General features: G+C 71.5%; 11 protein-coding genes. 2 read left to right on the top strand and 9 right to left on the bottom strand.

Features of this window, described 5'->3' with window-relative positions; translation table 11 throughout:
• Window positions 1–133 precede the first annotated feature (133 nt).
• Window positions 134–1,183, top strand: coding sequence for a glycosyltransferase family 4 protein (locus DVK07_RS08505; protein WP_121596647.1), 1,050 nt, complete (start codon window positions 134–136; stop codon window positions 1,181–1,183).
• Window positions 1,184–1,234: 51 nt separating this feature from the next.
• Here the strand turns inward: DVK07_RS08505 and DVK07_RS08500 are convergent, their stop codons facing one another.
• The 6 genes from DVK07_RS08500 to DVK07_RS08475 all read right to left on the bottom strand — a co-directional run bounded on the left by DVK07_RS08500 (window position 1,235) and on the right by DVK07_RS08475 (window position 8,516).
• Window positions 1,235–1,870 (bottom strand): halocyanin domain-containing protein, encoded by a 636-nt coding sequence (locus DVK07_RS08500; protein ID WP_121596646.1) that lies wholly within the window; start codon window positions 1,868–1,870, stop codon window positions 1,235–1,237.
• Window positions 1,871–2,377: 507 nt separating this feature from the next.
• Window positions 2,378–3,469: a tyrosine decarboxylase MfnA gene (gene mfnA / locus DVK07_RS08495; RefSeq protein ID WP_121596645.1), complete on the bottom strand. Its 1,092-nt coding sequence runs from the start codon at window positions 3,467–3,469 to the stop codon at window positions 2,378–2,380.
• Window positions 3,470–3,545: 76 nt separating this feature from the next.
• Window positions 3,546–5,903, bottom strand: coding sequence for a phosphoenolpyruvate synthase (ppsA, locus tag DVK07_RS08490; protein ID WP_121596644.1), 2,358 nt, complete (start codon window positions 5,901–5,903; stop codon window positions 3,546–3,548).
• A gap of 363 nt (window positions 5,904–6,266) precedes the next feature.
• Complete coding sequence (locus DVK07_RS08485) at window positions 6,267–6,896, bottom strand: hypothetical protein (protein ID WP_121596643.1); 630 nt, start codon at window positions 6,894–6,896, stop codon at window positions 6,267–6,269.
• Window positions 6,897–7,032: 136 nt separating this feature from the next.
• Complete coding sequence (locus tag DVK07_RS08480; protein WP_121596642.1) at window positions 7,033–7,752, bottom strand: hypothetical protein; 720 nt, start codon at window positions 7,750–7,752, stop codon at window positions 7,033–7,035.
• Window positions 7,749–8,516: an AAA family ATPase gene (locus tag DVK07_RS08475; RefSeq protein WP_121596641.1), complete on the bottom strand. Its 768-nt coding sequence runs from the start codon at window positions 8,514–8,516 to the stop codon at window positions 7,749–7,751. Before DVK07_RS08475 ends, DVK07_RS08480 begins: the two co-directional genes overlap by 4 nt.
• A 575-nt stretch (window positions 8,517–9,091) precedes the next feature.
• On the opposite strand from DVK07_RS08475, the gene DVK07_RS08470 reads away from it, so the two are divergent.
• The gene (locus DVK07_RS08470; RefSeq protein ID WP_121596640.1) at window positions 9,092–10,396 is read left to right on the top strand and encodes a rhodanese-like domain-containing protein; all 1,305 of its coding nucleotides are present in this window, start codon (window positions 9,092–9,094) and stop codon (window positions 10,394–10,396) included.
• 77 nt (window positions 10,397–10,473) lie between these two features.
• Here the strand turns inward: DVK07_RS08470 and DVK07_RS08465 are convergent, their stop codons facing one another.
• From DVK07_RS08465 to DVK07_RS08455, 3 genes are all read right to left on the bottom strand, one after another.
• Entirely contained in the window at window positions 10,474–10,746 is a 273-nt protein-coding gene (locus DVK07_RS08465) for a hypothetical protein (protein WP_004596496.1), read from the bottom strand.
• 144 nt (window positions 10,747–10,890) lie between these two features.
• Window positions 10,891–11,766: an endonuclease V gene (locus DVK07_RS08460; RefSeq protein WP_121596639.1), complete on the bottom strand. Its 876-nt coding sequence runs from the start codon at window positions 11,764–11,766 to the stop codon at window positions 10,891–10,893.
• A complete protein-coding gene (locus DVK07_RS08455) occupies window positions 11,766–12,746 on the bottom strand; it encodes a rhomboid family intramembrane serine protease (RefSeq protein WP_121596638.1) in 981 nt (326 codons plus the stop codon). Before DVK07_RS08455 ends, DVK07_RS08460 begins: the two co-directional genes overlap by 1 nt.
• Window positions 12,747–13,255: the final 509 nt, after the last annotated feature.

The raw sequence follows: 13,255 nt of genomic DNA, 5'->3' as shown, positions 1-13,255 counted from the left end.
CGTGAAACCGTTTCGGGTGACGGAACCCCGCCGCCGGACCCTCGCGGCGCGCCGCCGCTCCCGCTCGCCGCTCCGTCCCGCTCCTCCTCTGGATGCCGTGTCTTTTTACCGGCGCCCCCCGTCCGGTCGGCGTATGCGCGTCGCGTTCGTCTCGCTTTTCGCCCCCGGACACGGGGAGACTCCGGCGCGAACGCGAACCCTGCGGACCGCCCGCGCGCTCGCCGACCGCGGCCACGACGTGACCTGGCTCTGCGCGCAGTGGTGGGGCGGCGACCACGCGACCTTCGACGACGACGGGATCGAGTACCGGTCGGTCACCGTCGAGCCCGCCCCGGTCGCGTTCGCCGCGAAGCTCCCGGCCGCGCTCCGAGGCGTCGGACCGGACGTCGTCCACGCGGTCAACAGCCCGCCGACGCCCGCGCTCGCCGCGACCGTCGCGGGGTCGCTCTCGCGGGCGCCCGTCGTCGTCGACTGGTGGCGCGACCACCCCGACGACGCCCGGCGCTGGTACCGGCCGCTCGCCCGGCGCGCCGACGCGGTGACGACGCCCTCGCGGACCACCAAGACGCGCGTCCGCGAACACGGCGCCGACGGCGACGACGTGCGGGTGCTCCCCGAGAGCATCGACTTCGACGCCGTCGAGGCCGCGGGCGTCGACGACCGGTTCGACGCGGTGTACTCGCGGCGGCTCGACCGCCACGCCAACGTCGAGACGTTCCTGCTCGGGCTCGCCGAGCTCCGCGGCCGCGACTGGACCGCCGCGGTGATCGGCGACGGCCCCGAGCGCGGCCGGATCGAGGCGACCGCGAGCGACCTCCGGATCGACGACCGGGTCGCGTTCCTCGGCGACCTGTCGGTCGAAGAGCGGATTCCGATATTCAAAGGGACGCACGTCGCGGTCGCGACGGCGACGTGGGAGACGTTCGCGACGGACCTGCTGTGGGCGGTCGCGTGCGGCTGCGTCGCCCTCGTCGAGTACCAGGCCGATTCGAGCGCGCACGAGCTCGTCGAGGGCCGCGAGCGCGGGCGCCTCGTGACGAGCCCGGCGGAGTTAGCCGACGAGTTCGTCGCGGTCGGTGACCTCGAACGTCGCGCGGTCGACCGCGAGTTCGCCTCCTTCGACCGCGTGGCGGTTATCGACCGCTACGTCGCGCTGTACGAGGAGCTCGTCGACGGGGAGTGACGGGACCGCTGCGGGCGAGGGCGAACCCGAGAAGAGCGCAACCGCCGTCCGCTACGCCTGCTCTCGCCCGGTGATCGTGCCGCCGTACTTCATGAAGACGAACGCTAACCCCAGCGTGCTCACCATCGCCATGAACGTCGCGATGCCGAGCGCGCGGGCGGCGTCCGGGACGAACACCGCGTCCGAGCCGCCGCCGCCGACCTCGACGGTGGCGATGTCCCCGCCGACGGCGAGGCCGCCGTGCATGCCGACCGCGGTGTGGGGCACGCAGTGGTAGTGGGTGATACCGGCGTCCTCGCCCGACGTCTCGTACTCGTAGGTGGCGCCCTCCTCGCCGACGGGGTCGCCGCTGTCGAGGCTGGCCGGGCCGCCGCCGTCGACGGTCTGGACGTTGTGCGCGCCGCCGGCACCGGTCCACTCCCAGGTGATCGTCGTCCCCTCGTCGACCCACACGAGGGTCGGGTCGAACGCGAGCCCCTGGTCGCCGGCGCCGACCGAGATGGTCACGGAGTCCTGACCGCGGGCGTCGGTGTACGACCCGACGTTGCCGTTGGCGGCGCTCGGCCAGTCGGGTTCCACTTCCTGTGCAGCCGCCGTCCCCGCCGTCGCCGTCGCCGCGCCGGCGGCGGCCGCCGCACCGCCGGCCGTCCGCATGAACGCGCGCCGAGAGACGTCGTCCGAACTCATACAGGCCGGTTCGTGGTGACCCGTAGTGAATATGTTGATCCGAACGCGGGATCACTGTTGAACGACGACCGGCACCGAAGCCCCAGCCGCTCGGCCGTACGTGGCTACTTATAAATTGACGATCAACGCGACTGCCACCGAAGCCCCAGCCGCTCGGCCGTACGTGGCTACTTATAAATTGACGATCAACGCGACTGCCACCGAAGCCCCAGCCGCGAGGGCGGCGCACACTCGGTGCGCTCCTCGCTCGTTCGCTCCGCTCACTCGCTGCGGTGCTTCCGTCGTCTGCGCCGCCCTCGCGGCTGCCCCTTCGAGTCCCGCCCCGCACCGCGACAGCACCTCACGCCTCCCCAGCCTCGTCGCGGCCGCTTAAAAGCGGCCGCGACTCCCTCGCGCGTGCTCCTCGCGGCCTCCGCTTCGCTCCGGCCGCTCGCAGGCACGCGCCACCGCCCAGCAGGTTCTTTTATAAAGGTCACTCGCCACCGCGGTCGAGTATTTAAAAAGGACCTACCGCCGAATCCGGTCGAGGTCGTCGATGAACGCCCGCAGCGCCGCACGCGTCACGTGCGGCATACACACCACGCGGAGCTCTCCGGTTCCGGTCCGCGACACCTTCCAGCCGGCGTCGCGGAGCGCGCGGAACTCGGATTCGGGCACGTCGGCCGCGACGAGCGGGAGCTCGGGCTCGACGACGTCGTACCCGCGGTCGGCGAGTTCGTCGGCGAGCCAGTCGGCGTTCTCGGCCGCGCGCTCGGCCGCCTCGCGGTAGCCGTCGGGCCACAGCGCGTCCATCGCCGCGACGGCGCCGGCGACCCCGGCGCCGCTCCGGGTTCCGGTCAGCGTCGCCTGCGACCGGGATTCCAGGTAGGGAGTCTCGACCGCGAGCGCGTCGAGCGCGGCGTCCTCGCGGGCCAACAGCCCCCCGGCCGGGACCGGCGCCTGTCCGAACTTGTGGGGGTCGATCGTCAGCGTGTCGACCGGCGCGTCGGCGAACGACCACGCGTGGTCGGTGAAGGGGAGGACGAACCCGCCCCACGCGGCGTCGACGTGGAAGCGCGCGCCGGCCTCCTCGGCGATCGCCGCTATCTCCGGGATCGGGTCGACCCGGCCGTACTCCGTGCTGCCGGCGACACCGACGACGAGCGCGGTCGCGCCGTCGACCGCGGCCGCGACGGCCTCGGGGTCGGCCCGGTGGTCGTCGTCGAGGGGGACCGTCCGAAGCTCGACCCCGAGCAGCTCCGCGGCCTTGTGGAACGAGAAGTGCGCGCTCTCGGGCGCGACGACGTTGAGCTCGTCGCCGCCCTTCTTGCTGCCTTCGCCGTGGCGGTTCCGCGCCGACCGCACCGCCTGGACGTTCGCCTCGGTGCCGCCGGAGGTGACGTACCCGGCGGCGTCGGCGGGGGTCGGGTGGGCCGCGAGCGTCGCGAGCCCCTCGACCGCCCGGGCCTCCAAGTCCGCCACGGCGTCGTAGGTGGCGGGGTCGCCGGGGTTCGTCGCGAGGAACCGCTCGGCGGCCGCGCGGGCGTCCGGGTGCGGCTCGGTACACATCGAGGAGAGCACCCGGTCGAACGACTGCGGCTCCGGCTCCGGCTGTCGCATCTGTCCCCTGTTGCCGGTGGCGGCTCTTACTCGTTCCGCTCTGGGATTCGGCAGAGAAAAGCCGCTCCGGGCCGCCTCAGCGGACCGAATCCAGCAGCAGGCGCTGCTCGGTCCGCTTCACCTCGTGTTGGACGTCGCGGACCGCGTCGATGTTCGCGGAGATGGAGGAGACCCCCTTCTCGACGAGGAACTCGACCATCTCCGGCTTCGAGCCGGCCTGCCCGCAGATGCTGGTGTCGACGCCGAGCTCGCGGCACGTCTCGATCGTGTCGCCGATGAGCCGCAGCACGGCCGGGTGGAGCTCGTCGAACCGGTCGGCGACGTGCTCGTTGTTGCGGTCGACCGCGAGCGTGTACTGCGTGAGGTCGTTGGTGCCGAAGGAGGCGAAGTCGATCCCCGCCTGGGCGAGCTCCTCGATCTGGAGCGCGCTGGCGGGCGTCTCGATCATCACGCCCCAGCGGTGCGTCTCGGGGTCGATCCCGGCCTCGCGCATGTGCCCCGTGATCCCCTCGACGTCGGCCGCGTCGTTGACGAGCGGGAACATCACTTCCAGGTTGTCGTACCCCATGTCGTAGAGCCGCGCGAACGCGGCCAGCTCCTGCCGGAACGGCTCGGGCTTGTCGAGGCTCCGGCGGATCCCGCGCCAGCCGAGCATCGGGTTGTGCTCGGCGGGCTCGCCCTCGCCGCCCTCCAACTCGCGGAACTCGTCGGTCGGCGCGTCGATGGTCCGGACGCGGACCGGTCGGGGGTAGAACTCGTCGGCGACGCGCCGGACGCCCTCGATCAGCTCGTCCTGATACGCGCGGGCGCCGTGGTCGTTGATGTACTTCTCCGGGGTCTTCCCGAGCGACAGGACCATGTGTTCGATCCGGAGCAGGCCGACGCCGTCGGCGCCAGTCGCCGCGGCGCGCTCGGCCGCCTCCGGGATCGAGACGTTCACCTTCACCTCCGTCGCCGTCATCGGCTTGACGGGGGTCTCCGGGCGCGCGGCCTCCACCGGCTCGAACTCCTCGCCGGACTCGGCCGATTCGGACTCGCCCGCCCGGATCGTCCCCTTGTCGCCGTCGAGGGTGACCTGCTGGCCGTCCTCGAGGACGCGGGTCCCGTTGCCGGTGCCGACGACCGCGGGGACGCCGAGCTCGCGGGAGATGATCGCCGCGTGGCTCGTCATCCCGCCCTCGTCGGTGACGATGCCGGCGGCGCGTTTCATCGCCGGGACCATGTCGGGCATCGTCATCTCCGTCACCATCACGTCGCCCTCCTGGACCTGATCGAGGTGGTCGAGCTTGTGGACGATCCGGACGGCGCCGGAGACGATCCCCGGGCTCGCGCCGAGCCCGTCGACGAGGACGTCCGCGTCCGAGCCGGCGGATCCGCCGTTGGCCGCGCCGGGCTGGCCAGACGTCGCGTCCCCGACGGTGGACTTTCTCGGCGTCTCGCCGTCGGTTTCGCCCGCGTCCGCGTCCTCCTCGTCGCCGGCGTCCTCCCGGATCGTGGTGATCGGGCGCGACTGGAGCATGTATATCTCGCCGTCGTAGATCGCCCACTCGACGTCCTGTGGCGACCCGTAGTGGTCCTCCACGCGCTCGCCGAGCTCGACGAGGTCGCCGATATCCGCGTCCGAGAGGACCCGCTCGTGCCGGCGCTCCTCCTCCACGTCGAGCTGGACCGTCTCGCCGGTCTCCTCGTCTTTCACCATCTCGACCTTCTTGTCCGCGACGGTGACCTCGTCGACTTCGCCGCGCTCGCGGTCGTACACGTAGTTGTCGGGGGAGACGGTGCCGGAGACGACCGCCTCGCCGAGCCCCCACGCGGCCTCGATGGTGACCTGCGGCTCGCCCGTCGAGGGGTGGCTGGTGAACATCACGCCGGACTTGTCTGCGTCGACCATCCGCTGGACGACGACCGCGATGTCGACCTCGCTGTGCGGGAACCCCCGCTGCTGTCGGTAGTAGATCGCGCGCTGGGTGAAAAGCGAGGCCCAGCACTCCTTCACGCGCCGGAGGAGGTCGTCCTCGCGGACGTTGAGGAACGTCTCCTGCTGGCCGGCGAACGACGAGTCGGGGAGGTCCTCGGCCGTGGCCGAGGAGCGCACCGCGACGAACGCCTCCTCGCCGTCCTCGGCCATCGCCCGGTACTGCTCTACGATCTCCTCACGTACTTCTTCGGGGAACGGGGTGTCGAGGATCAGCCGCTCGGCGGTCGACTCGGCCTCGCGGAGCGCCGCGGAGTCCTCGGGGTCGACGTCGACCGCCTCGAACAGCTCGTCGTCGATCCCGGCCTCCTCGATGAACGTCCGGTACGTCCCCGCGGTGACGGCGAACCCCGGCGGCACCGGGAGCCCCGCACCGATGAGTTCGCCGAGCGACGCGGCCTTTCCGCCGACGGTCCCGACGTCGTCGGCGTCGACGTCCTCCAGCAAGAGTACTGCCATTCGTGTACCCGGAGGATCCGCGAGCCGACGTATGAAGCTTCCGGCAGCCGTAGCGCTGAATAAAAGATTACTCGCCGCCGAGTTGTGTTCCTCCGTGGCAGACGGAAATCGAACGAGGTGAGGGGTACCGGGTCGGGAACCCTGCGACCGCGAGCGAAAACGAGGGCCGAAGGTCGGGGACAGCGAACCGAAACGTGGTTCGTACAACGCAGTAATGGAGGGATGCGCCTATACTTATCTCCCGTTTCGCGATTAGCTCCCGTAACTTGTTACGGAAGCTGTAACATCCCAACTCGGTCGACTCGAACCGCGACTCCGTCGACCGTCGCCGCCGATCAGATGCCTCCGAGCATTCGCCCCCGATCAGTCGCTGCCGAGCCGCCGCCGCTCGTCCCGGAGCAGCCGCTCCCAGAGCCCGAACAGGGCGCTGTCGAGGTCGTACGCCTCGTCGACCCGGCGGACCCAGCGGTCGTCGGCGAACAGGTGACGCTGGAACCGCCGGACGTCGGGCGAGAGGCGGTCGCGCTCGCCGCCGTAGTAGGACAGCGACTCCTCGCGGGTCCGCGCGACGAGGCCCTCGGGCACCTCGATCCCGTCGGCGGCGGCGACGTGGTCGAACCACTCTAAGTGGAGCAGCGAGTCCGCGAGGAGGAACCGCTCGCGGAAGCCGGAGACCCGCGAAAGCGCCGCCGCGCCGTCGATCCGCACGTCGGTCGGGCGCGAGAACCGCGGGGCGGTCGCGGTCACGCCCGCCTCGTCGGCGACCGCGCCGGCGACCCGCCGCAGGCGCCAGTCGGCGTACCTGACGGGCGCGATCAGCGCGAGCTCGTACCAGGTCGGCAGCCACTCGCAGTACGGCTCCGAGAACGCGCCGTCCGCGAGCAGCGTCGCCGCGACCGAGCGCGCCTCGGCGGGCGTCAGCTCGGCGGGGGCCGTTCGGAGCCGACGCGCGGTCCGGTCGGCGTCGAGCTCGTCGACGCCGGAAAAGCCCATCCCCTCGGCGACGCCGGTCGTGTACGCGCGGCCGGCGGCGTACCAGGCCGCGAAGTCGGCGGGCGTCGTCAGCCGCAGGAGTCGGAGGACGGTGATACCGATCTGAGGGGCCGCGTCGAGATAACCGTTCGGTCGGTCAGCCGTCGACGGAGCCGCCGGCGTCGCGCTCGGTCACGCCCCCGGCGTCGCTCACTCCCACCCCACCCGGATCGTCGAGGGCGTCGCTTTCCGCCATTTCCTCCGGATCGTCGAGCGCGTCGTCGAGCCCCCACTCGGCGGCGCGGTCGCGGGCCTCCGACCGCGCCTGCTCGCGGATCGCGTCGATCCGGTCGTCGTCGGCGAGGAAGGCGGCGACGGCGTCGTCCTCGTCGTCGCCCGCCTGAAGCCGCTCGTCGGGCGCCGCGTCGCGGGTCCGGTCGGCGAGGTCGGCGTCGTCGGCCAGCTCGGTCGCGGCCGCGTCGGGCGCGACGCGTAGCGCCTCCTCCTCGTGGGCCGCGGCCAGCCCGCTCTCGTCGACGGCGTACAGCTCGACGCGGTAGGGACCGGGCACCGCCAGCTCCGCGAGCGCGTCCGGGCCGCCGCTGTCCGTCACGGTGTTGTACGCCAGCACGGGGACGCCGCCGTCGAACGTGATGACGCCGCGGGCCTCGCCGGACAGGAGCAGCGTCTCTTGGGGAACGAGGGTCGCGTAGCCGGTGAGCTCGCGGTCGAGCGCGCGCGAGAGCGTCGTCCCCACGTCGGAGACCACGCGCGAGCGCAGGAGCGTCCCCCGCGGGATGGTGAGCGTGGCCGACTCCGAGCCGTCGCCGTCCGAGCGGTCGTCGTCCGAGCCGTCGCCGTCTTGGCTCCCGCTCATGGCGTGTCGGGGACGACCGCGCTGCGGAACCGGTCCGCCACCGCGTCGCCGTCGCCGTCGCGCACGTCGAGCCGGTCGGCGGCCCGCCGGTAGCGCGCGGCGGCCTCGCTCTCCGGCGCGTGCGCGAGGAGGGGTTTCCCCGCTCGGCGCGCCGCCCGGACGTCGTCGCTCTCGGGGACGCTCGCGAGGACGGGGCCGCCGAAGTGGCGCTCCGCCTGCGCGGCGACGTCGTCGGCCTCGTCCCGGACCTTGTTGAACAGGACGCCGGCGGTCTCCGTGCCGTACGACCGCGCGTACTCCTGGACCTTTAGCCCGTCCGAGAGCGCGGGGATCGTCGGCTCGACGACGACCACGACGCGGTCCGCGAGCACGACCGGCAGCACGGCTGACTTCGACCCCAGCGCCGCGGGCGAGTCGAGCAGGAGCACGTCGGTGTCGCGCGCGAGCTCGGCCACCACGTCGCGGAGGCGCTCCGGTTCCGCGGCCTCGAAGCCGGCCAGCGAGGTGCCGCAGGGGACGACGGAGAGCCCGAACCGCTCGTAGACGGCCTCGCTCACGTCCGTCGCGGTGCCCTCTACGAGCAGGTCGTGGAGGGTGACCGCCGCGTCGTCGAGCCCGGCGTGGAAGAGGAGGTTCGCCATGCCGGTGTCGGCGTCCACGACGGTCACGTCGTGGTCGGCCGCGAGCGCCATCCCGAGCGCGAGCGTGCTCGTCGTCTTCCCCGTGCCGCCCTTCCCGCTGGCGACCGCGAACGCCTCGACCATACGCCCGCTCGCCGGGCGCTCCGAATAAAAGCTACCCATCGCGGTCGCGACGGATTCCGCATCTGTTGCGGTTGCGGTGGCGCGTGCCGACGAGCGCCCGGAGGGCGCGAGTCGCACGCGCGAGGGAGTCGGCGGTCCGGAGCGAAGCGGAGGACCGCCGACGAGGTTGGGGAGGCGTGAGGCTGCGGTGCCGTGCGGGGCGGGACTCAAAGGGGCAGCCGCGAGGCGGCCGTAGGCGACGCAAGCACCGCAGCGAAGGAACGGAGTGACTGAGCGAGGAGCGCAGCGAGCGTACGGCCGCCTCGCGGCTGGGGCTTTGGAGGTGTTCGTCGTCGATCTGCCAGCATCTATTTATAAGCGAGCAGCTGTGGCTTTGGCGGTGTCCGTCGTCGATCCGTAGTCGACTATTTATAAGTGAGCGGCCGGGGACCCGGAGGAATTCGCCGCAGCGCCGTTGTTCACTTATAAACAAACCGCCGGTGAGTCCCAGCACGCAGCGTTGATCTCGCCGCTGCCGATTCCCTCGTACTTCCCGCCCACCGAGCGTTTTTGATCGCGCGGACCGAGAGACGAGTATGGTCGAGACGATCTCCGCCGACGAGTTTCGGGACAGAATTGACGCGCGGCGGCGCGGCGATCGGGATTTCACCGTGGTCGACACGCGGCCCGAAGAGAGCTTCGCGGGGTGGCGCGTGGCGGACGCCGTCCACTACTTCTACAAGCCGTTTCACGAGTTCGACGTCGACGACTTCGAGCGCGAGACCGGCCTCTCGCCCGACGACACCGTGATCACGCTGTGCGCGAAGGGGAAGGCCTCGGACGACTTCGCCGCCGAACTCGACGCGGCAGGGTACGACGACGTGACCGTCGTCGCGGACGGCATGCGCGGCTGGTCCGCGGTGTACGACCGAACCCCCGTCCCGCTCCCCGACGCGCCCGCCGACGCCCCGCCGCTCGACGTCGTCCAGGTCCAACGCCGCGCGAAGGGGTGTCTGGGATACCTCGTAGTCGGCGGACGCGAGGCGGGCACGGCGGACCACGTCCCCGCGGCGTCCGACGGCTCCGACCGCGTCGCCGTCGCTATCGACGCCTCCAGACACGGCGACGAGTGGATCGAGGCGACCGCCGAGCGCGACGCGTCGATCGCGGCCGTCCTCGACACGCACGTCCACGCCGACCACCTCTCGGGCGGCCGCGCGCTCGCGGACGAGCTGGGCGTCCCGTACTTCCTCCCCGCCGCGGCCGCCGCGCGCGACGTGGCGTACTCGTTCGAGCCGATCGACCGGAACGAGACGCTCGACGTCGGCGGGATCGACCTGAAGGCGCTCGCGACGCCCGGCCACACCGACGACGGCGCGAGCTACCTCGTCGGCGACGCGGCGGTCCTCACGGGCGACACGCTGTTCACCGACAGCGTCGGGCGGACGGAGCTCCAGTTCTCGGCTGGCGGGGACGGAGACGGAGACAACGGCGAAGTTGACCGCGACGCCGCCGACGAGGGCGCCGCGGGCGCCGCCCGCCGGCTGTACGACTCGCTCCACGGGACCTTACTCGCGCAGCCGGACGACGTCGTCGTCTGCCCCGGGCACTTCGCGGTCGCGAACGACGGGACGACCGGCGACGTTGAGCCCGGAGAGCCCGTGTTCACGACGGTCGGGGACGCGCGCCGCGAGATCGACGTCCTCGACCTCGACGCGGACGACTTCGTCGACCGGATCACCCGGACGCTCCCGGAGAAACCGCCGAACTACGAGTCGGTGATCGCGGCCAACCGCGGCGTCGAGTCGCCGGCCGACGAGACCGCGGCGATCGAACTCGAACTCGGACCGAACCGCTGCGCGGCCGAGCCCGACGCCGGGTCCGCCGCGGACGACGACTGAGAAGCGGGGTCGCCGGGGACTGAGAAGCGGGGTTGCCGGGACCCCGTCGACGCGTTCGTCTCCGGGGGGCGACCAGCCTACTCGTCGTGGATGAAGACGAGCCGCTTCGACTCCGTGTTCACCAGACAGAGGTCGATCCCGTCGCGGGTCGCGCCGATCTGCTGCCAGCCGTGGTCGCTGACGAACAGCGTCTGGAACACGCCGCGGTCGCAGTCGGGGTTCGGACAGCCGACGCCCGCCGCGTTCTTGTAGACGGTCGTCCCGCCGCCCGAACTCTGTCGCACCAACCCGTCGGTCAGCGACCGGAACTCCTCGGCGGACATCGGACTCTCCGCGTCGTCGTCTCCCATGCGTTCGCGTTCGCGGGCGATCGTCTAAAAACCGCCTGTCCGTGGCAACTAGTGGCACGGAATCGACGCCGCGCCGACGCCGCATCGCCGTCCGCGCCGACGCCGCATCGCCGTCCGCGCCGACGCCGCATCGCCGTCCGCGTCTCAGTCCGCGTCCCGCTTCACTCGCTCGGCGTGGGCGTCCGCGAGCCGCGTCGGCTCGGGGAGCTTGTACCCCGCGCAAAGCGCCGCGACGAACTCGACCGCGCTCTCCGCCGACACGCGGTGTCCCGGGCTCACGTACAGCGGGTTCACCCGCCTGCTGTTCGGGTACTGGCGCGACTGGAACGCGTGGCCGATGACGGTCCCCGGCTCGGCGGTCGTCACCGCGTCGTCGGCGCGGACCGGCGTCCGCCAGCCCTCGGGGCGCTCCGCGGTCGACTCGTCGGGCTCGCCACAGAGGAGGCTCTTGGCGACGCCGACGCTCGGCACGTCGCGAAGGACGCCGACGTGGGTGGCGAGCCCGGCCTCCCGGAAGTGGATCCGCCCGGAGCCGTCGCAGATCAGCAGGTCGGGGTCGGCGTCGAGCGCGTCGAGCGCGGCCAGTATCGGCTCGCCCTCTCGAAACGCGAGCAGCCCGGGAATGTAGGGTATCGACAGCGGCGTCGTCGCGCTCGCGTACTCGACCACGCTCCCGCCGCGGAACGCGACCGCGGCGGAGACGGCGGCGTCGGGATGGTCCTCCCCGCGGTCGGTGAGGAACGCCTGATCGACGCCGACGACGGTGGGGGCGTCGGGATCGGGCGTCGTGTCGGCGACCTTTCCCTCCTCGTCGCCGGTTCCCAGCCGCTCCTGCGCGCCGTCGCGCGCCGGCGGGAGGCCGTCCGCGAGCGAGGTCGCCTCCTCGACCCCCATCGCCGACGGGTCGAGCGCGTGGTCGTCGTCGAACGCCGCGGCCGCCGCGATATCGCGCTGGAGGGCCTCCATCTCGTCGCGCGACAGCGACGGATCGGGCCGGAGGTCGGGCCGCGCGAGGTCCATCAGAACCGCCCGCCGGGACCGCCCGGACCGCCGGGACCGCGCGGGCCGCGAGCGCCGCCCATCGAGACGCCGCCCATGCCGCCCGCGGAGCGCGCGAGCCCCTCGTTGCGCTTGCCGAACGCGAGCCCGATGGCGAACCCGATCAGGTGGGCGAGGTGCGCGATGTTGCCCGCGCTGCCCGCCCCGCCGACCTGGACGCTCTGGACGACGAGGACCGCGGAGACGATCGCGATCCCCCACGTGAGGTACTTGATCTTCATCGGAATGACGAAGAAGAGGAGGACCTGCATGTTCGGTCGCCAGACGGTCAGAACGCCTAAGATCGCGAAGCCGGCGCCGCTGGCGCCCAACACGCCGGTCGACGTGGCGCCCATACCGAGCGCGAACAGGATGTGGCCGAGCCCCGCGATCATCCCCGACAGGAAGAAGAACGCGGCGAAGCGCTTCGACCCCACGGCGCGCTCGACGAGCGGGCCGAAGAAGAACAGCACGACGCTGTTACCGATGATGTGGTAGAGGCTGGCCGGCGAGTGAGAGAGCACGGACGTTACCCACGTCCAGACTCGACCGAGTCCGTCCGCCCGGAGCACGAACAGCTGGTCGTGGAGCGCCGGGCTCACGCCCCAGAACACGACCAGCTGCGCGAGGAACGTGACCCAGATCGCGAGGAGGATCGCGTACGTCGCGTTCCCTCGGAAGTAGCTGATCAGGCCGCCCGTGCTGGTCTCGCGGTCGACCCGCCGCTTGACGCGGTCGACGACCCCCGCGGACGCGTCGCCACCGGAGCGGCCGCCCCCCGACCCGCCCTCGACGCTCTCGTCGAAGCCGCTGTCGAAGACGCCGCCGGGGTCGTCCCACTCGGCGAGGCCCGGGCAGTCGTGGTTCTCGGGCAGCCGGTGTTCGGCACAGAACGTCTGGCCGCACCGCTTACACTGGTACGGGAGATTCTCGTACTCCCCACACACGTCGCACGTCGCCATTGCCGTGTGTTACGGGGGCGGTCGTAAAGCGGTTTGGCTCTATACGTGGTTTATGATGTGCCCGTCGTCGGTCCTGATGACGGCTTATAAATCGTATTTGATGGTGTCGCTGAGAATACTTCCAAAGCCCCAGCCGCTCGCTTATAAATGGATGCTGGCGGATCGGCGGCGAACACCGCCAAAGCCCCAGCCGCTCGCTTATAAATGGATGCTGGCGGATCGGCGGCGAACACCGCCAAAGCCCCAGCCGCTCGCTTATAAATGGATGCTGGCGGATCGGCGGCGAACACCGCCAAAGCCCCAGCCGCTCGCTTATAAATGGATGCTGGCGGATCGGCGGCGAACACCGCCAAAGCCCCAGCCGCGACGACTCGCGCGCCTCGTTGCGCGCTTTAGTCGCTCGCGTTGCTCGCTCCTTCCAGTGCTTACGTCGGCGTGCTTCGTCCTCGCGGCTGCCCCTTTGAGTCCCACCCGACCGCGACCGCACCGCGCCTCACGCCTCCCCAGCC

The sequence above is a fragment of the Halorubrum sp. Atlit-26R genome, assembly GCF_003666015.1.
Classification (GTDB): domain Archaea; phylum Halobacteriota; class Halobacteria; order Halobacteriales; family Haloferacaceae; genus Halorubrum.
The sequence above is the reverse complement of the archived record's forward strand: the minus strand, read 5'-3'. Positions and strand labels throughout refer to the sequence as shown.

Bases quoted from the DNA above. Each gene is read 5' to 3' on its own strand.
- DVK07_RS08475 (WP_121596641.1), bottom strand. From the start codon at position 8,516: ATGGTCGAGGCGTTCGCGGTCGCCAGCGGGAAGGGCGGCACGGGGAAG.
- DVK07_RS08485 (WP_121596643.1), bottom strand. From the start codon at position 6,896: ATGGGCTTTTCCGGCGTCGACGAGCTCGACGCCGACCGGACCGCGCGT.
- DVK07_RS08505 (WP_121596647.1), top strand. From the start codon at position 134: ATGCGCGTCGCGTTCGTCTCGCTTTTCGCCCCCGGACACGGGGAGACT.
- mfnA (WP_121596645.1), bottom strand. From the start codon at position 3,469: ATGCGACAGCCGGAGCCGGAGCCGCAGTCGTTCGACCGGGTGCTCTCC.
- DVK07_RS08465 (WP_004596496.1), bottom strand. From the start codon at position 10,746: ATGGGAGACGACGACGCGGAGAGTCCGATGTCCGCCGAGGAGTTCCGG.
- DVK07_RS08460 (WP_121596639.1), bottom strand. From the start codon at position 11,766: ATGGACCTCGCGCGGCCCGACCTCCGGCCCGATCCGTCGCTGTCGCGC.
- DVK07_RS08480 (WP_121596642.1), bottom strand. From the start codon at position 7,752: ATGAGCGGGAGCCAAGACGGCGACGGCTCGGACGACGACCGCTCGGAC.
- DVK07_RS08500 (WP_121596646.1), bottom strand. From the start codon at position 1,870: ATGAGTTCGGACGACGTCTCTCGGCGCGCGTTCATGCGGACGGCCGGC.
- DVK07_RS08470 (WP_121596640.1), top strand. From the start codon at position 9,092: ATGGTCGAGACGATCTCCGCCGACGAGTTTCGGGACAGAATTGACGCG.
- DVK07_RS08455 (WP_121596638.1), bottom strand. From the start codon at position 12,746: ATGGCGACGTGCGACGTGTGTGGGGAGTACGAGAATCTCCCGTACCAG.
- ppsA (WP_121596644.1), bottom strand. From the start codon at position 5,903: ATGGCAGTACTCTTGCTGGAGGACGTCGACGCCGACGACGTCGGGACC.